The 18,710-nt window shown below is 55.4% G+C and carries 21 protein-coding genes; 7 read left to right on the top strand and 14 right to left on the bottom strand.

Annotated elements, in window-relative coordinates; translation table 11 throughout:
* Positions 1 to 38: 38 nt before the first annotated feature.
* From FHS21_RS04020 to FHS21_RS04010, 3 genes are all read left to right on the top strand, one after another.
* Complete coding sequence (locus FHS21_RS04020; protein WP_112531086.1) at positions 39 to 956, top strand: LysR substrate-binding domain-containing protein; 918 nt, start codon at positions 39 to 41, stop codon at positions 954 to 956.
* An 84-nt stretch (positions 957 to 1,040) separates the two neighbouring features.
* A complete protein-coding gene (locus FHS21_RS04015) occupies positions 1,041 to 1,685 on the top strand; it encodes a GntR family transcriptional regulator (protein ID WP_112531087.1) in 645 nt (214 codons plus the stop codon).
* Between the two features lie 77 nt (positions 1,686 to 1,762).
* Positions 1,763 to 2,629 carry a protein-L-isoaspartate O-methyltransferase family protein gene (locus FHS21_RS04010; protein WP_246410803.1) on the top strand — a complete coding sequence of 289 codons (867 nt, stop codon included), beginning with the start codon at positions 1,763 to 1,765 and terminating at the stop codon, positions 2,627 to 2,629.
* A gap of 56 nt (positions 2,630 to 2,685) precedes the next feature.
* Here FHS21_RS04010 and FHS21_RS04005 read toward each other — a convergent pair whose 3' ends face one another.
* The 7 genes from FHS21_RS04005 to FHS21_RS03975 all read right to left on the bottom strand — a co-directional run bounded on the left by FHS21_RS04005 (position 2,686) and on the right by FHS21_RS03975 (position 11,931).
* Complete coding sequence (locus FHS21_RS04005; protein ID WP_112551075.1) at positions 2,686 to 4,890, bottom strand: xanthine dehydrogenase family protein molybdopterin-binding subunit; 2,205 nt, start codon at positions 4,888 to 4,890, stop codon at positions 2,686 to 2,688.
* A 3-nt stretch (positions 4,891 to 4,893) separates the two neighbouring features.
* Positions 4,894 to 5,349 carry a (2Fe-2S)-binding protein gene (locus FHS21_RS04000; RefSeq protein WP_112530991.1) on the bottom strand — a complete coding sequence of 152 codons (456 nt, stop codon included), beginning with the start codon at positions 5,347 to 5,349 and terminating at the stop codon, positions 4,894 to 4,896.
* Between the two features lie 150 nt (positions 5,350 to 5,499).
* Positions 5,500 to 7,050 carry a SpoVR family protein gene (locus FHS21_RS03995; protein WP_112526797.1) on the bottom strand — a complete coding sequence of 517 codons (1,551 nt, stop codon included), beginning with the start codon at positions 7,048 to 7,050 and terminating at the stop codon, positions 5,500 to 5,502.
* A 13-nt stretch (positions 7,051 to 7,063) separates the two neighbouring features.
* On the bottom strand, positions 7,064 to 8,386 hold the full coding sequence (locus tag FHS21_RS03990) for a YeaH/YhbH family protein (protein WP_112526794.1): 1,323 nt from the start codon (positions 8,384 to 8,386) through the stop codon (positions 7,064 to 7,066).
* Between the two features lie 24 nt (positions 8,387 to 8,410).
* Positions 8,411 to 10,360 carry a PrkA family serine protein kinase gene (locus FHS21_RS03985; RefSeq protein ID WP_112526792.1) on the bottom strand — a complete coding sequence of 650 codons (1,950 nt, stop codon included), beginning with the start codon at positions 10,358 to 10,360 and terminating at the stop codon, positions 8,411 to 8,413.
* Positions 10,361 to 10,632: 272 nt separating this feature from the next.
* Positions 10,633 to 11,466: a DMT family transporter gene (locus FHS21_RS03980; protein WP_183661005.1), complete on the bottom strand. Its 834-nt coding sequence runs from the start codon at positions 11,464 to 11,466 to the stop codon at positions 10,633 to 10,635.
* A 51-nt stretch (positions 11,467 to 11,517) separates the two neighbouring features.
* Positions 11,518 to 11,931, bottom strand: a complete 414-nt coding sequence (locus tag FHS21_RS03975) for a VOC family protein (protein WP_112526788.1) — start codon at positions 11,929 to 11,931, stop codon at positions 11,518 to 11,520.
* 175 nt (positions 11,932 to 12,106) lie between these two features.
* Between FHS21_RS03975 and FHS21_RS03970 the strand changes: the two genes are divergently transcribed.
* The gene (locus tag FHS21_RS03970) at positions 12,107 to 12,268 is read left to right on the top strand and encodes a Thivi_2564 family membrane protein (RefSeq protein ID WP_112526786.1); all 162 of its coding nucleotides are present in this window, start codon (positions 12,107 to 12,109) and stop codon (positions 12,266 to 12,268) included.
* A 38-nt stretch (positions 12,269 to 12,306) separates the two neighbouring features.
* On the opposite strand, the gene FHS21_RS03965 is transcribed toward FHS21_RS03970, so the two are convergent.
* Positions 12,307 to 13,188, bottom strand: a complete 882-nt coding sequence (locus FHS21_RS03965; RefSeq protein ID WP_112551074.1) for a LysR substrate-binding domain-containing protein — start codon at positions 13,186 to 13,188, stop codon at positions 12,307 to 12,309.
* A 129-nt stretch (positions 13,189 to 13,317) separates the two neighbouring features.
* Between FHS21_RS03965 and FHS21_RS03960 the strand changes: the two genes are divergently transcribed.
* On the top strand, positions 13,318 to 13,560 hold the full coding sequence (locus FHS21_RS03960; RefSeq protein ID WP_158482214.1) for a hypothetical protein: 243 nt from the start codon (positions 13,318 to 13,320) through the stop codon (positions 13,558 to 13,560).
* Between the two features lie 8 nt (positions 13,561 to 13,568).
* Here the strand turns inward: FHS21_RS03960 and FHS21_RS03955 are convergent, their stop codons facing one another.
* The 3 genes from FHS21_RS03955 to FHS21_RS03945 are packed head-to-tail and all read right to left on the bottom strand — an operon-like array spanning position 13,569 to position 14,572.
* Complete coding sequence (locus FHS21_RS03955) at positions 13,569 to 13,757, bottom strand: hypothetical protein (RefSeq protein ID WP_112526856.1); 189 nt, start codon at positions 13,755 to 13,757, stop codon at positions 13,569 to 13,571.
* Between the two features lie 42 nt (positions 13,758 to 13,799).
* The gene (locus tag FHS21_RS03950; protein WP_112526779.1) at positions 13,800 to 14,201 is read right to left on the bottom strand and encodes a (R)-mandelonitrile lyase; all 402 of its coding nucleotides are present in this window, start codon (positions 14,199 to 14,201) and stop codon (positions 13,800 to 13,802) included.
* Between the two features lie 2 nt (positions 14,202 to 14,203).
* Entirely contained in the window at positions 14,204 to 14,572 is a 369-nt protein-coding gene (locus FHS21_RS03945) for an ArsR/SmtB family transcription factor (RefSeq protein ID WP_183661003.1), read from the bottom strand.
* Between the two features lie 122 nt (positions 14,573 to 14,694).
* On the opposite strand from FHS21_RS03945, the gene FHS21_RS03940 reads away from it, so the two are divergent.
* On the top strand, positions 14,695 to 15,867 hold the full coding sequence (locus FHS21_RS03940; protein ID WP_112526775.1) for an MFS transporter: 1,173 nt from the start codon (positions 14,695 to 14,697) through the stop codon (positions 15,865 to 15,867).
* Positions 15,868 to 15,898: 31 nt separating this feature from the next.
* Here the strand turns inward: FHS21_RS03940 and FHS21_RS03935 are convergent, their stop codons facing one another.
* Both FHS21_RS03935 and FHS21_RS03930 read right to left on the bottom strand, forming a co-directional pair.
* Positions 15,899 to 16,351 carry a pyridoxamine 5'-phosphate oxidase family protein gene (locus FHS21_RS03935; protein WP_112526773.1) on the bottom strand — a complete coding sequence of 151 codons (453 nt, stop codon included), beginning with the start codon at positions 16,349 to 16,351 and terminating at the stop codon, positions 15,899 to 15,901.
* 46 nt (positions 16,352 to 16,397) lie between these two features.
* Positions 16,398 to 16,676 carry a hypothetical protein gene (locus FHS21_RS03930; RefSeq protein WP_112526771.1) on the bottom strand — a complete coding sequence of 93 codons (279 nt, stop codon included), beginning with the start codon at positions 16,674 to 16,676 and terminating at the stop codon, positions 16,398 to 16,400.
* A 354-nt stretch (positions 16,677 to 17,030) separates the two neighbouring features.
* Between FHS21_RS03930 and FHS21_RS03925 the strand changes: the two genes are divergently transcribed.
* The gene (locus FHS21_RS03925) at positions 17,031 to 17,297 is read left to right on the top strand and encodes a DUF1488 family protein (RefSeq protein ID WP_112526854.1); all 267 of its coding nucleotides are present in this window, start codon (positions 17,031 to 17,033) and stop codon (positions 17,295 to 17,297) included.
* 187 nt (positions 17,298 to 17,484) lie between these two features.
* On the opposite strand, the gene FHS21_RS03920 is transcribed toward FHS21_RS03925, so the two are convergent.
* Positions 17,485 to 18,516 carry a fatty acid desaturase gene (locus FHS21_RS03920; protein WP_112526769.1) on the bottom strand — a complete coding sequence of 344 codons (1,032 nt, stop codon included), beginning with the start codon at positions 18,514 to 18,516 and terminating at the stop codon, positions 17,485 to 17,487.
* Positions 18,517 to 18,710 lie beyond the last annotated feature (194 nt).

The following is an 18,710-nucleotide window of genomic DNA, read 5'->3' as shown; positions in this document are numbered from 1 at the left end:
TGCTCAATACTTGTGAAACCAATTCATAGGTGCTGCACATGGACAATCGAGCTGGAGAAATGGAAGTTTTCGTTCAGGCGGTTGACCTCAACAGCTTCTCCGCTGCGGGGCGGCGCCTTGGCCTTACGCCGTCCGCTGTCAGCAAAATCATCAGCCGTATCGAAGAGAGGCTTGGAACCCGTCTGCTCGTACGCTCGACGCGTACGCTGAGATTAACGCCGGAGGGCGAAATCTATCATCAGCGGGCGCTGCGCATCGTGGCGGAGATCGACGAGGCGGAACGGGCTGTAGCCTCGGGTGCATCGGCGGCGCCACGCGGATTGTTGCGCGTGAACTCTTCCGTGCCAGTCGGAATGATGTGCATTTTACCGCTCGTTCCCAAGTTCTTGCGGCGCTACCCGGAGGTAGAGCTCGATGTTTCCCTGAGCGACGGCGTCGTCGATCTGATCGAGGAGCGTGCCGACGTCGCCATTCGCGTTGGTCCCATGCGCAGTTCGAGCCTGAAGGCGCGCAAGCTCTTCGAGAGCCGGGTGGTGGTCATCGCTTCACCTGCCTATCTGGCCGAACACGGCACCCCGATGCATCCCCGTGACCTTGAGCGCCACAACTGCCTTAACTTCAATTTCCGGCGGATACTGAATGAATGGCCGTTTCGCGATCCCAAAACCGGGGAGATCGATACGATCGCGGTCGCTGGAAATTTCCTTTCGAACAATGGATCGACCGCGCAGCAGATGTGCGTGGCGGGGCTTGGTATCGCGAGACTGGGCCTCTTTCATGTCAGGGCAGACATCAAGGCCGGGCGGCTGATCGCGTTGCTTGAGGACTACAACCCGGGTGACATTGAACTCGTCCATGCGGTGTTCGTCGGTCATGAATACCTTGCGGCGCGCGTGCGGAGCTTCGTCGATTTTTTGACCGAGAATTTAGGCACGGACACCGGACAGCGCGAATGACTTTCTCTTGACGTTATATTCAATGAAATATAACGAATAAGCACGAGCCTGATCATCGGGCAAATGTGGAATCGAGGAAGGGTTATGGCGTTATTGGGCCTACATATGCCGCGCGAAACAACATCCTTGCGCCAGCAAGTCACAGACACCCTGCGTGAATCAATCCTGTCGGGATCCTTGCGACCGGGTCAGAAACTCATCGAACGTGTGCTTTGCGAGGAACTGCTTGTGAGCCGCACAATATTGCGTGAAGCATTGCAGCATCTGCAGGCTGAAGGCGTGATCGTCAGCACACCGCGCCGGGGTCTTTCGGTGGCCAAACCCAGCGCGGAGGAGGCCAACCAGATGCTTCGCGTCAGGCAGGCGTTGACGCCGCTGGTGGGCGAGGAATTCGCCTGCAATGCGAGCAATGCGCAGGTAGCGCGCCTGCGTGCGCATGTCGATCGCACGGACGACCAAAACGCCATGACCGCAGAGAATAGATTCTACTCCATATTGCTCGAAGGTTGCGGCAACAGTGTTGCAAGCGCGATGCTTACGCTCCTCAACAATCGAATGATCATTCTGCAGCATCTTGAGCCGGGCGTCACCAACCACAACCGGGATGCGTTTGACGAACTCCGTGCTATTGTCTCGGCAATAGAAGCACGAGACGCCGAGCTGACAAGCCGTGTATGCTCTGCACATGCGACGAGCTCGACAGGCATTCACCGGGAGCTGGCCAACTAGCTGTGATCATTGAAGTTGAACCTTCCGGCATGACATGACTACAATAGCAATGTCGTAGTCCAACCGGAATGCAATGGATGACCGATCCTGACGAACTGAAGATCGTTCGCCGCTCATTCGCCAAGCAGATATTGGCGAGCGTTGGCGTTGAGGATCACCGTATCGAAAATGCCTTTGCGGACGTTCCGCGCGAGGATTTTCTCGGACCCGGACCGTGGCCGATGCGCCGTTTCGGTATTGGCTATGTCGATACGCCAAACGCCGATCCAGTTTACCTCTACACGGACGATCTGGTCGGGATATCGCCGGAGCGGCATATCAACAATGGTGAACCATCGTTGCACGCGCACCTGCTTTGGTGCGCGCATCCAGTTGCAGGCGAACATATTGTGCATATCGGCGCGGGAGTCGGCTATTACACGGCGATCATGGCACATCTGGCGGGACCGTCAGGGCACGTTACGGGAATTGAGTTGGAGACTGACCTCGCGGCACGCGCCAAGTCCAATCTTTCCGCCTATCCAAATGTCGAAGTGATTGAAGGTGACGGTACGAAAGTCGAGTTCGAACCGGCGGATATAATCTATGTCAATGCGGGTGCAACGCGCCCCTCCGATATTTGGCTGGACCGGCTCAAAGACGGCGGGCGCCTGGTTTTGCCTATGACAACCGATGATGGGTACGCTAGCCAAAGCCGGCGCAGCAGGCCGCGCGGTGCGGTGTTCGTTATCACGCGTGAAGGAAAAGACTTTGCGGCTCGCTGGGTGTCAGGTGTCGCCATCTACCCATGTGCCGGCCTGCGGGACGAAAAATCGGAGGATGCACTCGCAAAGGCCTTTGCGAGTGGCGGCTGGGACCGCGTCACGCGCCTCCACCGTAGCGACGACATCGCGGATGATCGCTGCTGGCTCAAGGGCCTTGGCTGGGCATTTGCCTACGACTGAGACCCCCTTGTTCAATGCATCGGGAGGATTTCCCCCGATGCATTGGTGCGGTCGTTTTAGCTGGATGATTTCAGCATTTCCGGATCGACAGGCAGTGTGCGGACACGCTTGCCGGTGGCGGCAAATATTGCGTTCGTCACAGCCGCGCTGACAATGGAGGTTGGCACTTCACCGATACCGCCAGGCGCCTCTGAGCTTTTGATGAGATGCGTCTCGATCACAGGCACTTCATCGATCCGCATGGGAAGGTAATTGTCGAAATTACTCTGCTCCACCCGGCCATCCTTTATTGTGATCGCACCGTGCAAGGCGGCGGTAAGGCCGAAGATGGATCCGCCCTCGATCTGCGCTTCGATTGTATCGGGATTGACCGACATACCACAATCGAGTCCGCAGACAATGCGATTGACCTTGACGGCCCCGTCAGTACCAACTTCCACCTCGGCCACCTGCGCGACATAGGAGCCGAAAATGAAGGCTACCGAAACGCCGCGACCCTGGCCATCGGGCAAGGGTGTTCCCCACCCGGCTTTCTCTGCAGCCAAGGTCAATACGCCGAGCGCACGCGGGTTGTTTGTCAGCAGCGCCTTGCGGTAGGCAACCGGATCCTGTTTGGCAGCATGGGCGAGTTCATCCATGAAACTCTCGACCACGAACACATTGTGAGTTGGACCAACACCCCGCCAGAACGCGGTAGGCACACCGGGAGGCTCCACCTGAACATAGTCCACATGGATATTCGGCAAGGCATAGGGCGGTTCGGCTGCCGCCTCGACGGCATCGGGGTCAAGCCCGTTGACGAATAGTTGAGGGACATAGCGCGCAAATATGGAGGAACCGGCGATACGATGGGTCCATGCGACCGGCTTGCCATCAGCGTCCAGTCCGGCCGACATCCTGTCATAGTAATACGGGCGGTACATATCGTGCTGGATATCCTCTTCACGGCTCCAGACGACCTTGACCGGGCCATCCACGTGCTTAGCGATCTTGACGGCCAATACCGTGCCGTCCGGCTCGAGACGCCGGCCGAAACCGCCACCAAGAAGATGGTTGTGAATCCGGATCGCTTCCTTTGGGAAACCTGTTACGCCGGCGACGAACATCTGCGTTAAGGTTGGCACCTGCGTACCGACCCAGATATCGCAGCTGTCTTTTTGCATATGGACCGTGCAGTTCATCGGTTCCATTGTCGCGTGGGCAAGGAACGGCACCTGATAAATGGCATCGATGCGCTGTGCCGCCGATCCAAGCGCCTTTTCCGCATCGCCTTCATTGCGAGCGACCGCGCCGGGCTGCTTCGACTTTTCTTCGAGCTCCTTGATAATATCTGCACTGTTTACGGTGGCATGCGGGCCGTCATCCCATTCTATGGCAGCGGCTTCCAGCCCTTTCTTGGCCGCACCCAGATGATCTGCGACCACCGCTACAGCCTCATCGATCTTGACGACCTGATGCACGCCCTTCACGGCGAGGGCCGCTTTTTCATCGACGGTCTTCACCTTGCCGCCCAACACCGGCGAGATCGCAATCGCCGCAACTTTCATTCCCGGCAATTTGGTGTCGATGCCATAGATGGCGCGTCCATCGACCTTCATCGGCGTGTCGAGTCGCTTGGCAGGTGTGCCGATCAGGGTGAAATCTTTTGGTTCTTTCAGCTTCACGCTGTCCGCCGCCGGTACGGGCAGCTTCGATGCTGCCTCCGCCAGTTCACCGTAGCTCAGATGTTTTGAACCGGACCCGTCGGTGACCACACCGTGTGCGGCTTTGCAGGTGCCGGGCTCTACACCCCATTGCTTGGCCGCAGCAGCGATCAAAAGCGTGCGGCCGACAGCGCCGGCCTGACGCAATGGTGTCCAGAACGCTCGCACCGATGATGAAAGGCCGGTCGACTGGATATGCAGGATCGAATTGGCGTAGAGCGCATCGTTGGGCGGCGCATGCTGCACCTGGACCTGATCGAGGTCGACTTCCAGTTCTTCGGCTAACAGCATGGCAAGGGAGGTATATGTACCCTGGCCCATTTCAACCATTGGCATGACCAGCGTGACCGTGCCCTTGGGGTCTATGCGAATGAAGCCATTCGGCGCGAAGGGTGCCTTTACTTCATCTTCGGTCACTTGCGCTGCGTTTGCTGCAAAGACCGATGTCGTCATGCCACCGAGCAGGGCGAAGCCGAGAAGCAGTCCGCCTCCTTTCAGGAAGGTGCGGCGTGATGTGCTGGGTCCAGAGGTCGGTGCGTCGAGATTAAGCGTGTCCATGGCTCAGGCCTCCGCTGCTTGCTTGATGGCGGCGCGAATGCGCTGATAGGTGCCGCAACGACAGACATTGCCGGACATGGCGCTGTTTATGTCTTCGTCGGTCGGCTTTGGTGTCTCTTTCAATAGGGCAGCAGCCGACATGAGCTGGCCGGACTGACAGTAGCCGCACTGAATTACTTCGAGATCTAACCAGGCTTTTTGCAACGCCGCGCCTTGCGGCGTCTCTCCGATCGCTTCGATTGTTGTAATGGCGCTATCGCCGATGCTGTCGACGGTAGTAATGCAGGAGCGTGTTGCTACGCCGTCGATATGGACAGTACACGCACCACAAAGGGCGGCGCCGCAGCCGAACTTTGTGCCGGTCATGCCGAGCACATCGCGTATTACCCAAAGCAGCGGTGTGTCGTCATCGACGTCCACGCTATGAGCGGTTCCGTTAATCTTAAGGTTATAGGCCATGGCTTCCTCGAGGGTGGCTGGGGCAGGGGGAAAAGTGGAGTTGACACGAGCTGAAGAGTCGAAGGAGAGCATCTGCGCTCTCGTCAAATCCTCAGCGAAGATACGCCGGATGCATCGCCGTGTCCACGGGTTGTAGAATAGGTGCGGACGCTATTCCGCGAGCTTACTGGAAGAGGTTTCGTAGAGGGTCTTTTCCGAACCTGCTTCGACCCCGACAAGACTGACATCATAACCCCAAAGGCGGCGGACGTGCCGTAAGGTGGCGCTGCGCGTGTGCTCGTCGAGAACAATACCGTCGCGCACCGTGTGTTGCAGATGGAGATGCCGGTTGCCGCGAAAATCCACATCGACGACCTGGATGTTGGGCTGGTTCACGCCAATATCATAGCTCCGCGCCAAGGTGCTGCGGATACGCTCATAGCCGCGCTCATTGTGGATGGACGCAACCCTGTAGTGATTTTCCTTGGTCTCGTCCTCAAGAGCAAACAATCGAAACTTGCGAATTAGCGCCGGGCTCAAATATTGCAGGATAAACGATTCGTCGCGGTGATTGGCCCAGGCGTCGAGCAATGTTCCACGCCAGTCGCCATTGCCGGCAAACTCTGGAAACCAGTCGCGATCCTCTGCGGTAGGCTTGGTGCAGATACGTTCGATATCCTGCATCATCGCAAAACCGAGCGCATAAGGGTTGAGACCGGAAAAGCGCGGATCATCGAACCCGGGCTGAAACACGACGTTGGAATGGCTGTGCAGCATTTCCAGAAGATTGCCTTCGCTGAGCTGCCCCTTGTCGAACATCATATTCATGATCGTGTAGTGAACGAACGTGGCACAGCCCTCGTTCATCACCTTTGTCTGCCGCTGCGGGTAAAAATATTGCGCGACGACGCGAACGATACGCAGGATTTCCCGCTGCCACGGTTCGAGGATGATGCTGTTCTTCTCGATGAAATAGAGAAGGTTTTCCTCCGGAAGATTGAGTGTCTTCTTACGCTCGGATAAGTCCCGCTCGGTTTCGGTAGGATCCTCGTCGGCCTTGCGCTGCGGCAGGGTGCGCCACAAGTCGCTGAAGGCGCGCTCCTCATATTCCAGCCGATCGCGGACCCGCTCACGCTCTTTCAAGGGCGAATTACGCGGAGGCCGGTTATAGCGGAACACCGCTTGCTCCATGAGCGCATGGGCGGCATCGATAATGGGCTCCACTGCAGCGAGGCCGTACTTTTCCTCGCAGCGTGCGATGTAGCCTTTGGCAAACTCCATATAATTCAGAATGGCATCGGCATCCGTCCATTGTTTGAACAGATAGTTGTTCTTGAAAAAATGGTTGTGGCCGAAGGCGGCGTGTGCGGTCACCAATGTCTGCATCGACATGGTGTTTTCTTCCATCAGATAGGTGATGCAGGGATTGGAATTGATGACCAATTCGTACGCAAGCCCACGATGCCCCTTGCGATAGTGGTGCTCTTCATAAACGAAATGCTTGCCGAATGACCAATGCCGATAGATCAGCGGCATGCCATTGGAGGAGTAGGCATCAAGCATCTGCTCGGATGAAATGATCTCCAGCTGGTTGGGATAGACATCAAGACCAAGCTCATCGATCGCGATTTCCTTGATCGCGTCATAAGTGCGGTACAGCGTGTTGAAATTCCATTCGGAACTCTGAAACAGAAGGTTGGATGTGTCTGCGCGCTTGTTCATTCGGCGTTGCCCTTCAACCACTTTTCGCTGTTTTCGGTTGCTTGGCAAAAAGCTGATGGAACACCGGATATATGTCCCCGGGCTTGGCTATTCGCGTCATCTGGAAATTGCGCCAGTTTTTTCCGACAAGGCGATACGAGCGCCAAAGCGAGGTGCCATTGTCCGTAGACCTGAATATGGCGCTTTCCCGTTCATCCAGAATCTCGACATAGGCATAATATTGGCAAAGCTTCATCAGCTCGTTGTTCAGAAGATTGACGCAATTTTCGGAATCGCCCGTCAAATTGTCTCCATCCGAGGCCTGGGCCGCGTAAATGTTCCAGTCCCTGCTGGGATAACGTTCCTCGATGATGTGCCGCATTTCCTCCAACGCTGTGGACACGACCGTTCCACCGCTTTGTGTGCTGTGGAAGAATGTCTCCTCATCCACTTCGTGAGCCTGATGGGTATGACGGATGAAGACGATATCAATGCGCTCGTACCGCCGCTTGAGAAACAGATGCAGCAGGACGAAAAATCGCTTGGCGAGATCCTTTTCCCGCTCGCCCATGGAACCGGAAACATCCATCAGGCAGAACATGACCGCATTGGCGTTAGGCACGGGCATGGGCTCGAAGCGGTTGAAGCGAATATCGACGGGATCGATGTAAGCCACCAGTTTGCGCCGCCTTTGCAGAACCTCAAGGTCCCGGCGCAATCCGGCTAGGCGTTCGCTTGATACCGCACTTGGTTTAGCTTCCGCCTCCAGTACCGCTATCTCATCGGCGATAGCATCGAGATCGGCTTGCTTCGGTCTTCTCAAGGCAATACGCCGGCCGAAACTGTTGCGCATGGACCGCCCGACATTGATATTGGTCGGAGCTCCGGCAGTCGTAAAGCCAGCGCGGCGAGGCTTGAAAGCAATGGCTTCCTTCAGGCTCGACTTGACCATGTCCGGAAGTTCCAGATCCTCGAAAAACAGATCGAGAACCTCCTCACGCGACAGCACAAAACGGAAATCGTCTTCGAGTTCGATATCGGCTGCGCCGCCTTTGCCGGCACCCGCGCCACCACCCGCACCCGGCTTTGGCAAGCGATCGCCCAGAACGAATTCCCGATTGCCCGGCAAGACATATTCGCGGCGGCCGGTGCCGCGGTCCGGCGAGAAGCTGGGTTCACTGGTGCCACTCACCGGCAGAGAAATTGCGTGCCCGGCATCGACATCCGTTATCTTTTCAGTCGATATCTTCTCATTGATGACCCGCTTCAACTCCACACGCGCGCGCCTCAGAAAGCGCTGGCGATTGCTCAGGCTTTTGTCTTTCGGGTTCAGGCGACGATCAATGAAGTTCGGCATTCACGCACCTTTCTTCGGCGGTCGTCAGCCGGCCTTGTTCACCCGCATGTACCAATCGACCAGACGGCGAACCTGCCGCTCCGTATAACCGCGTTCGACCATGCGCTGGACGAATTCCGTGTGCTGCTTCTCGGTGGCGCCGTCCTTCTTCGAGCCGAAGCTGATAACCGGCAGCAGATCCTCCACCTGACCGAACATGCGCTTCTCGATGACTTCGCGCAACTTTTCGTAGCTCGTCCATGATGGATTGCGGCCATTGTTCTTGGCTTTGGCACGCAGGGTGAACTTTACCACTTCATTGCGGAAATCCTTCGGATTGGCGATGCCCGCAGGCTTTTCGATCTGCGATAATTCGCTGTCGAGAATGCCCCGGTTGAGTATCTGCCCCGTGTCTGGATCCTTGTAGTCCTGGTCTTCGATCCACGCATCGGCATAGGCGATATAGCGGTCGAACAGGTTTTGGCCGTATTCACTGTAGGATTCCAGATAGGCTTTCTGGATTTCGTGGCCGATGAATTCGGCATAGCGCGAGGCGAGTTCAGTCTTGATGAAGTCGAGATAGTTCGCTTCGATCTCTTGGGGAAACTGCTCACGTTTGATTGCCTGCTCCAGCACGTACATGAGATGCACGGGATCGGCCGCCACCTGCTTGGTATCGTAGTTGAAGGTTTCCGAAAGTACCTTGAAGGCAAATCGTGTGCTGATGCCATTCATGCCTTCATCAACACCGGCTGCATCGCGATATTCCTGCACGGATTTGGCTTTCGGATCGGACTCTCTGAGATTTTCGCCGTCGTAGACGCGCATCTTGGTATAGAGCGGTGAGTTTTCATGCTCCGCCATGCGGGTGGAGACCGTAAATCGACTAAGTATCTCCAGCACTTCAGGTGCACATGGGTTATTCAAGAGCTCGCTCTCACGCAGCAGCTTTTCGTAGATCTGCTTTTCCTCGGTGACCCGCAAGCAATAGGGAACTTTGACCACCGACATGCGATCAAGGAATGCTTCGTTGTTTTTGTTGTTCTTGAATTGCAACCATTCGGATTCGTTCGAGTGGGCAAGAATGATACCCTGGAACGGGAAGGCACCGAAATTCTCGGTCCCGTTGTAGTTACCCTCCTGCGTCGCCGTCAGCAAAGGATGCAGCACTTTGATCGGCGCTTTGAACATTTCGACGAATTCAAGCATGCCCTGTGTCGTCCGGTTCAACCCGCCACTGAAGGAATAGGCGTCAGGATCGGCCTGGCTGAAATTTTCGAGCTGGCGAATATCGACCTTGCCGACCAGCGAAGAGACATCCTGGTTGTTGTCGTCGCCGGGTTCCGTCTTGGCAATGCCGATCTGGCGCAGTCGCGACGGCATAATTTTGACGACGCTGAATTTGGAGATATCGCCAGCAAACTCATCAAGCCGCTTTGTCGCCCATGGCGAAATCAGGCCGTTGAGGCGCCGGCGGGCAATTCCATATTTATCCTCGAGCAACCCGGACATCCGATCCGGGTGGAAAAGGCCCAGCGGAGATTCGAAGATGGGGCTGATCTGGTTCCCGGCCTTCAGCGTGTAGATGGGCCGGTGTTCCATGAGTTGCTTGAGCCGCTCGGCCAATGAAGACTTGCCGCCACCAACGGGGCCGAGCAGATAAAGGATCTGCTTACGTTCCTCAAGACCTTGGGCAGCATAGCGGAAATAACCGACGATCCGTTCGATCGTATCTTCCATGCCGTAGAAGTCGGCAAAGGCTGGATAGATCTTGATCGTGCGGTTGAGAAAAATCCGGCCGAGACGTTCGTCATCGCTGGTATCGACCAGGGTTGGCTCGCCAATAGCGTCCACCATTCGTTCGGAAGCGGTGGCAAACATCTTTGGATCATTGCGGCAAGCGAGGAGATATTCCTGCAGGCTCATCTCTTCCTGCTTCTCGCTGCTGTAAATCTCAGAGAAGAGGCTAAATACGTCAGAAGCTTGCGTAGTCATGTTTACCTCCAGCCACGTGCAAATTCAGTGGAATCTGAGCTGAAGGGGCCGCCCCTCGCTCAGAGGATTGCATGCCGAATGGACACAGTGTCGGATGAGTCGCTGCACTGCGCAAGACACTGATTGCTATAATATTGTATATATCAATCAAGATATTGAGATGTGTCCGCCGTCTAACGATTATCATCCCGCAGATTTATGTCCTTCCTATGGCTATGTAGGAAGGCCGAACGCCTATAGTAACGGGTAACAAGAAAGAATTTGCCCAAAAATTACGCCCCTATTGGCGCAGGGGTACGATTTTTGAGGTTAAGAAGATTGCCCGAAAGGATAAGCGCCGCACCAAGCGCGGTGAAAACATCGATCCGTTCGGAATAGATCAGCCAGCCAAGCACGGCCGTCAGCGGCACGCGCAGGAAGTCCATGGGAATGACTACGGTCGCATCGGCGTACTGCAAGGCCTTCGCCATGCAAAAATGCGAAAACGTGCCGGTGAAAGCAATGATCACCACCCAAGGCATGATATGAAATGAGGGCCAGTGCCAGACGTAGACGGCGGGCAGAAGGCCCATCGCCGACTGGATGATCAGCATCCAGAAAATGATCTTCACAACGCTGTCCGTTCGGGTCAAAGATTTGACCATCGTGAACGATATGCCAAAGGTGAGGGCGGCGCCGAGCACGATGAGCTGACCCACCTCCACCGTGCCTATGCCAGGCCGGACGATGATAATGACGCCGATGATACCAAGGGCAATCGTCAGGATCCGCCAGATGTTCAATCGCTCGCCGAGAAAGGCCACAGCCATTACCGCTGTCCAGGCCGGCGTCGTGAATTCGATGGCGATGACCTGTGCAAGCGGGATCATCGACAGGGCCTGCAACCAGGCAAACTGCCCGGCATAATGCGCTGTGTTTCGTCCGAGGTGTTGCCAGATACGCGCGGTCTTCATAGCCCTGAAACCACCCGACGAGCGTATCAAGGGATAGAGCATCGCAAGTCCGATGACCGAGCGCATTTCCATGATCTGGAAAACGTTGAGCTCCCTCGATGCCTCGCGGCCGGAAATGGCCATGAGCAGGATGGCGGTAAGCGAACCGGTCATCCAGAACGCTGCTTTCAGGTTGGACTGCTGTACTTCCACGATGAACGGGCGTTATTTCGCGTAGACGCTGGCGAAATCGGCAAAACCCTTGACCTCGATCGGATTGCCTGAGGGGTCGCGGAAGAACATCGTCCACTGCTCGCCGGGCTCGCCCTTGAATCGCACGAGCGGCGGCATGACAAAATCGACGTCCGCCTGTTTCAGCCTCTCGGCCAGTGCATTCCAGTCATCCAGCGGTAGGACAACCCCGAGATGCGGCATTGGCACCATGTGGTCGCCGACCTTGCCGGTATTTGTTGTTTCGAAAGGTTTGCCGAGATGCAGTGAAATCTGGTGGCCGAAGAAGTCAAAATCCACCCAGGTCTCGGTACTGCGGCCTTCCTGGCAGCCAAGCACGCCCCCGTAAAATTGCCTTGCATCATCGAGATCAGTGACGTGATAGGCAAGGTGAAACAATGAGCGCATCGGAGATATCCTGGTGGGGCGGGAGTGCGCTGAAACCTAGCAGCAGATATCCAAGCAGACAATGAAAGGTTGAAGGAAATGCAAGGTTTCAACTTCTCTTCAGGGGAACCAAATCACCCAACTGTGAGTTGTATCACGCTACTTTCGCTTTGATCCCGAAAACAGGAAGTTTGAAATGTCCATATTGATCAGTCTTTTGATCACCGTTCTGGTGATCTTTCTTGTTCTTTACCTTGTCCAGATGCTGCCTCTGGATGCCCGTGCAAAACAGATCGTGCGGGTCATCGTCGTCGTGATCGGAATAATTTCGTTGTTGCGCTATCTCGCCGTTTTTTAAGCATTTCAGCGGGCGGGATATTTTGTTCCGCCCGGTTTTTATTGATCCGCCAACTGTTCCAACAACCAGTCGCGAAATGCCCGGATCTTCGGCGTATTTCGCCGCGCTTCCGGATAGACCAGCCAATAGAAATGATCGTCATTGCCGACAATATCGAACGGCTGAATCAGTAGGCCTGATTTGAGTTCCGTTTCGAAAAAGGCCGGAGTGAGAATGCCAACTCCTTGGCCTGCAATGACTGCCTTTCCTTCAAGATGCTGATCCCCAAAGCGGCCGCGTGGATTACCGCGTAGGTCAGGATCCGTCACTCCGACCGCAGCAAACCATATCTTCCACCATGGATCGCTTGGGTCGACAATTGGCAACCGGAGAAAATCCATCGGGGTGTTTACCCCGCCAATCGTTGCGGCAAGGACGGGGCTGAGCATGGGCGCGAAATCGGCTCCAAAAATCTTGTGAGCGACCATGCCCGGCCAATGCCCCCCGCCAGAGCGTATGCCGATGTCGGCGTCCTGGCGGGCGAAGTCGATCACCTCGCGCGTTGCCTGCAACCGCACCGCAAGGGATGGGTGTGCCAACTGGAACGAACCGAGACGGGGAACGAGCCAGTTTGCCGCAAATGTCGGAATGGTCGTGATCGTAAGAATACCATCGGCGTTTTCACGAGTGGCGGCAATTGCCGCGCGCATCATGTCAAACGCCTCGCTGATTGCCGGTGAAAGCCGCGCTCCGACCTCCGTCAGGATCACCTGGCGTGGCCGCCGCAGGAAAAGTGACGCGCCTATCCGCTCCTCCAGAAGCTTGATCTGATAACTCACTGCCGCCTGCGTCATCCCGAGTTCTTCCGCGGCATTGGTAAAACTGCCGTGCCGCGCGGCAGCTTCGAAGACGCGAATGGCGGCGAGGGGAGGCAGATTCATCAATAGTCTCACATAAGCTGTCCTTATGCATGCTACTCGGCGTTTTGTTGGAAAACAAGCGCAGAAGGGCGCATCTTCAAGTCAACTTATCTAGGCGGATGTTGCTGCCAACAACTTGGAGTTGAGGCTATGAACCCTGTATCAGCATCTCTATCGCACATATCGGGCCACGCTTCGTGGTGGAGCCGGATCGCAAATCCATGGAAGCAGGAAAAGGATGAGAGCGAACTTGTTCGCATCGATACCGAGGATTTTTCCGATCATATGCTCAGGGACATCGGTATACACGATGGCCGGGCCACAAGAGGAGAGAGAACAGACCGCGACGATTTGAGCGATCTGCGCAGAGACAATCCCAAACATTTTCTATAGTGCGATGCTCAAGAGTCGAAGTCAGTTTCCAAGCGCTTTTCAAGCGCAACAAGGTCATCGGGTAGTGGCATGCCCATGGCCTTCAGTTCGTTGAGGTGCTCGCGCAGTGTCTCGTGAATCTCATGAGCATCTGTCGGTCGTCTCACCATCTCTTCGACCAGAAGGGCGATCCGGGCCTTGATGTCTTCGAACGCCATGATGGTTCCTTTCACATGCACTGCGAATATCATACTACCAGATTAATCATGGCCGGAATATTGCGTATCGGAGACCTTTTCCATCCATTCGACGGTTTTACCGTCCAAGGCTTCCTGCATTGCGATATGGACCATGAAATTTTCGGGACCAGCGCCGTGCCAGTGTTTTTCGCCAGGCGGAATCCATATCGTATCGCCGACCTTGATCTTTTGTATCGGCCCACCCCAGACCTGCGCTAAACCCGATCCGGATGTTACGTGCAGTGTCTGGCCGAGAGGATGCGTGTGCCATGCGGTTCGCGCACCAGGCTCAAAGCGTACGACAGCTGCTTGCAGTCGTGCTGGTGCGCCTGCATCGATAATCGGCTCTACCCAGACGGTGCCGGAGAACCAGTCGGATGAAGCGCGGCGCGTCGGGACCGATCCGGATGGCTTGATGTCCATTTCTATTCTCCCGCAAATTGAGCCGCTTCCGGCATGCCAAGGCTGTCGTACGGCAGTGTTGCTGCAGTAGAGGCGATCACCGTATCGAGGAAACCAGGAAATCGGCTTTCCAGATCGCCGCGCCGAAGTGTCAGTAGCCGTTTGGTACCTTCGGGGCGAACATGGATGATACCGGCCTCACGTAACTTCGCTACGTGATAGCTGATTGCTGTCTTTGAGCCGAACTGCAGAAACTGGCCGCAAGTCATTGCCCGTTCGCCGTTGCTGGCGAGAATGGCGATGATCGCAAGGCGCGTTTCATCGCCAAGTGCGGTCAAGACGGCAGGCAGCGCGATGTCCTCGACGGGCGGATGCGGGAGATAATCAGTCATGGGAGTTTTAATAGCAATTGTCAGGAGAGATTTCAATGTTCAATATTTGTTGAACTTTATTCTTGACACCCGGAGAGAGTGGGTTCATTAGTTCAAGGATCATTGAACATTAAGGTGCTCCCATGGATATTCGTCTCGTCGGATTGGCGCTTGGTACATTTGCAATCGGCATTGAGGGTTTCGTTGTCGCCAGCCTCCTGCCGCAGATCGCCGGGGACACGGGCGTTACCTTGGTGCAGGCCGGCTACCTTGTCGTGACCTATGCCTTGGCTTATGCAATCGGCGCCCCGATCGCTGCTGCACTCACAGGTGCATTCGAGAGGCGCAACGTTCTCACAGGCAGCGCTCTCATATTTGTGGCGGGAGCAATTCTTGCCGCCGTTTCACCGACATACCTCCTCCTTATGGCAGCACGTGTATTGATTGCTGTGAAGGCGGGTCTTTACGCAGCTACAGCTCAGGCAACGGCAGTCGCCATTTCCGAACCGCATCACCGCGCCCGCGCCATCGCCGCAATTGTCGGTGGCACGACGCTGGCAGTTGCCTTTGGCGCACCGCTTGGCGCCTTCATCAGCGACCTAGCAGGGTGGCGCGGCACCTATTTCTTCATCGCTTCGATAGGAGCGTTGGCTACCCTGATCGTCTGGTTCCTTGTGCCGCGCGGGCTCTATGCAGATCGATTGAGCCTGGCGCAACGCCTTGGTGTCATTCGTCATCCCGGGTTAGCGCCGGCGCTCTTGACGATGCTGCTTTATATGACCGGCGCATTCGCGGTTTACACGTATGTAGCGGCTATCGCCGTCGAAGGCGTCGGACTCAGCCATTCAATGATGCCAGTCGTATTGCTGACGTTCGGGATCGGTGCTGCTCTTGGAAATATCCTGGGAGGACAGCTTTCGGATCGTTTCGGAGCGACGAAAACTGTCATTGCAGCATCGGTGCTCAACGCCATCGTGCTGATGGCCGTGAGCTGGATCATGCAATTGCCTGACAATATTGCCGGTCCGGCTCTCATCGCAATCATGGTGATCTGGGGTGTCATCGCCTGGATGTTCCCGCCAGCGCAGGCGAGTCGGGTTCTCGCCATTGCACCGGAAAGCGCGCCATTGGCTTTGTCGCTCAACTACTCGGCGCTTTATCTCGGCGTCGCACTTGGTTCGATGATCGGCGGGCTGGTCATTGCCAATATCGGCCTCGAATATCTCGGCTGGATCGGCGGTATATTCCCGCTCATGGGTCTGGTTGTCATGCGGCTGGCAGGGTCGCCAAACAAGCAGCAACTGTCTATTGCCTGACTGAATAAACTGTATTGCTGGTTACACAGACCTATTCGCTTTTGACAGCCTTGTGCCCGGTGGTTTCCAGTATCGAAATACGGAAGTAAACCGGCTCCAGGGCCCGTTCATGGTCTCGAATGACGGTCTTCACATAAGCAGGCTGCCACCATTCGGCGCTCTTGTTCAAAAGCGCATGGGCCGTGTTTCTGCCGTCGATATGATCGGGTTCCTTCGTAAGTTCCTCGAACTTGCCCGTCACAATGACACTCTGCCAATTGTTCGTCGCGGATATCTCATCGAATTCCACGCAGACATGCGGATTTGCGCGCATGAAATCGACTTTCTGCCCGGCGGTCGTGAATGAATAGAGAAACACGGCATGATAGGCGAAAGTCAGCGGCACGATGTAAGGTCGATCGTCCTTTGCACACGCCAACCTGCCGATCGTCGCTCTTTCGAGCAATTCCCGGATTTCCTGCTGTGTCATCTCTTTGATAATCATCGGCCCACCGTTTCAACAACGAGAATTTCAGCATCGGGACCAGCCGTCAAGATTCTTCTTTCCGATCGAAACTGCTGCGCTCCTTGGTACTCCACATGTCAGCAGCTTCGAGATTATCCTCGGTCGCAATTCGTTCGTGTTTCTCATCGTTATCGCGGACGCGGTATTGCAAGGCACCACCCGCCGCGGGTAAGGTTGCCATAATCTCGAACGTAGCCGTCGATTTCACCTTGTTGCCGCCCCAGCCCTTCATACGGACTTTTTGGCCGACCGCAAAGCGGTGGCTTGGTATATCGGGCGTCTTGTAGCGTCGATGCATGTTCATCGAAATTCTCCTGGTAGATGATTTGCTTTGGTCCCGCAGTCTCCGGCGGGAGACGGTGGATAGATATTCATTCTGTCGCATTAAAACTCTGCGTCCGTGAAGGGTCGAACTATTCGACCTTCTCAAGGAGCCCACTGGTCAAATTCGATTCGGACCGAGTATTACAGTTTGGGCTTTAATTGTGTTGTCATGGGCATCAAATAAAAAATTAAATGTTTTAAATAAATGGCCGCACAATCAGTATTTATGGTAGAATGATATTCTAGAAAAAGGCCCCATAAGTCAAATTTAATCGCAATATAAGCGGGCGACTAGTCAGAATAATATTAGAAATAGTAGTGATCGGTATCGATGATGGCATTAAGTTTTCCTAATCGCAGTCGCAGTTACGATGCGGCGGGCCAGCGCGTGCGCTTCATCGGCTACGACGGACTTTTCCAGGTACCGTTCTTTGTTGATATTGACGTTTTTGCCAAAGTATCACCGACGCCGGAATCAGCCGAAGACGATTATCTCGCGGCATTCGACGCGGCGCGTGCGTCGATCCAGGGCGCGGCAATAAAGGCCTATTCCCACGGACGCAAAACCATGTACGTTCTGACCGCAACGGACTTTCGTTAGTAGCTCCAAGCTTTGAGAGGAGCGTGGACCGGATGGGACAGGCGCTCGTCTGCCATTTCGTTGGCCAGGATTGGAAACCGGAAAAACGTTCCTGTCCGCCTTACCATCGCGTCCGGTTGACACGGTCATCACACTTTCCAGGGAGTCAACGGCCCGCCTGGAAGATGGTTCCGAGCTTTCTCCTGGTTCAAGCCAGCTTTTTGGCCTCGCGAAACGAGATAAGCTTGCGACGATTTTCGTCCCAAAGGACGAGGTCAACGCAGCGAAGACTTTCCATGATGGTGATGCGGCCGACATCGCCGAGCTCCGGATAGTCTTTCAGCACTTCCGGAAGCCGGTAACAGGGAACCCTTGAGGACAAATGATGCACGTGATGAATGCCGATATTGCCGGTCATCCAGCGCAGCACGCCCGGCAGCACGTAATGCGAAGAACCATGCAGCGCGGCCTCTGCAAATTGCCACTCGGGACCGGACGACCAATGCGTTTCCTCGAACTGATGTTGCACGTAGAACAGCCAGATACCGGCAGCGCCTGCCAGAGTGACGATCGGCAGATGGATCAGGAGAAATGGGCCGACGCCAACTAGCCACATAAGAAATATCGCCAGAACCGCTATTCCGAGATTTGTTGCCATCGTCGAAACCCACGGCTCCAAGCCGGAACGCATCATGCCGAAGGGTAGTCGCTGCTTGAAGATGAAAAGCCAGATGGGCCCGATGCCAAACATCACGGCTGGATGGCGATACAGCCTATACCCAAGCCGGCCCCAACGCGACAGGGCGCGATATTCCGCAACGGTCAGCGTAGTAATGTCACCGTCGCCGCGCTCGTCAAGATTGCCGGCCGAAGCGTGATGCAAAGCGTGCGTACGACGCCAGTAATCATAAGGGGTCAGCGTCAGAACGCCGATCACTCGGCCGGTCCAGTCATCCGTATGACGATGCGCAAAAAAAGAGCCATGGCCGCAATCGTGCTGGATCATGAATAGCCGAAGCAGGAAGCCAGCTGCGGGAACAATCAATACCAGACCCCACCAGTATCCATAGTGCACGGCGGCCCAGGTCAATGCCCAGAAAAAAGCGAACGGAATGACAGTAACAGCGAGTTCGAAGGCGCTGCGTCCTCTGTGCGGTTTACGGTAGCTGGAAAGAATCTTGAGCCAAGGACGATCGCCCGAGCCAATTGCAGGTAAAATTTTAGCGGAAGTGGTTTTCATCGGCTATCATACCCTTGCCGCACCAGCGCGCGCAAGATGTTTCGACAAGAAACATTTGGTGAATTCACAGCCTGTGATTTCTGTTTGGTTGTATGTACGACACCAACCGTGCGACGTCGTTTTCGGGTTCATGGCTGGCTGGGGGCGAGGCCCGACGAAAGACCTTTTTGACTGGGGTCAAGCGCCGAACCTCT

This window comes from Phyllobacterium trifolii (assembly GCF_014192095.1).
In the GTDB taxonomy this organism is placed as follows: domain Bacteria; phylum Pseudomonadota; class Alphaproteobacteria; order Rhizobiales; family Rhizobiaceae; genus Phyllobacterium; species Phyllobacterium trifolii.
This window is presented reverse-complemented; position numbering and strand designations above follow the sequence as displayed.

Coding starts and splice junctions, on each gene's coding strand:
- FHS21_RS04020 (WP_112531086.1), top strand. CDS start 39: ATGGACAATCGAGCTGGAGAAATGGAAGTTTTCGTTCAGGCGGTTGAC.
- FHS21_RS04015 (WP_112531087.1), top strand. CDS start 1,041: ATGGCGTTATTGGGCCTACATATGCCGCGCGAAACAACATCCTTGCGC.
- FHS21_RS04010 (WP_246410803.1), top strand. CDS start 1,763: ATGACCGATCCTGACGAACTGAAGATCGTTCGCCGCTCATTCGCCAAG.
- FHS21_RS04005 (WP_112551075.1), bottom strand. CDS start 4,890: ATGGACACGCTTAATCTCGACGCACCGACCTCTGGACCCAGCACATCA.
- FHS21_RS04000 (WP_112530991.1), bottom strand. CDS start 5,349: ATGGCCTATAACCTTAAGATTAACGGAACCGCTCATAGCGTGGACGTC.
- FHS21_RS03995 (WP_112526797.1), bottom strand. CDS start 7,050: ATGAACAAGCGCGCAGACACATCCAACCTTCTGTTTCAGAGTTCCGAA.
- FHS21_RS03990 (WP_112526794.1), bottom strand. CDS start 8,386: ATGCCGAACTTCATTGATCGTCGCCTGAACCCGAAAGACAAAAGCCTG.
- FHS21_RS03985 (WP_112526792.1), bottom strand. CDS start 10,360: ATGACTACGCAAGCTTCTGACGTATTTAGCCTCTTCTCTGAGATTTAC.
- FHS21_RS03980 (WP_183661005.1), bottom strand. CDS start 11,466: ATGACCGGTTCGCTTACCGCCATCCTGCTCATGGCCATTTCCGGCCGC.
- FHS21_RS03975 (WP_112526788.1), bottom strand. CDS start 11,931: ATGCGCTCATTGTTTCACCTTGCCTATCACGTCACTGATCTCGATGAT.
- FHS21_RS03970 (WP_112526786.1), top strand. CDS start 12,107: ATGTCCATATTGATCAGTCTTTTGATCACCGTTCTGGTGATCTTTCTT.
- FHS21_RS03965 (WP_112551074.1), bottom strand. CDS start 13,188: ATGAATCTGCCTCCCCTCGCCGCCATTCGCGTCTTCGAAGCTGCCGCG.
- FHS21_RS03960 (WP_158482214.1), top strand. CDS start 13,318: ATGAACCCTGTATCAGCATCTCTATCGCACATATCGGGCCACGCTTCG.
- FHS21_RS03955 (WP_112526856.1), bottom strand. CDS start 13,757: ATGGCGTTCGAAGACATCAAGGCCCGGATCGCCCTTCTGGTCGAAGAG.
- FHS21_RS03950 (WP_112526779.1), bottom strand. CDS start 14,201: ATGGACATCAAGCCATCCGGATCGGTCCCGACGCGCCGCGCTTCATCC.
- FHS21_RS03945 (WP_183661003.1), bottom strand. CDS start 14,572: ATGACTGATTATCTCCCGCATCCGCCCGTCGAGGACATCGCGCTGCCT.
- FHS21_RS03940 (WP_112526775.1), top strand. CDS start 14,695: ATGGATATTCGTCTCGTCGGATTGGCGCTTGGTACATTTGCAATCGGC.
- FHS21_RS03935 (WP_112526773.1), bottom strand. CDS start 16,351: ATGATTATCAAAGAGATGACACAGCAGGAAATCCGGGAATTGCTCGAA.
- FHS21_RS03930 (WP_112526771.1), bottom strand. CDS start 16,676: ATGAACATGCATCGACGCTACAAGACGCCCGATATACCAAGCCACCGC.
- FHS21_RS03925 (WP_112526854.1), top strand. CDS start 17,031: ATGGCATTAAGTTTTCCTAATCGCAGTCGCAGTTACGATGCGGCGGGC.
- FHS21_RS03920 (WP_112526769.1), bottom strand. CDS start 18,516: ATGAAAACCACTTCCGCTAAAATTTTACCTGCAATTGGCTCGGGCGAT.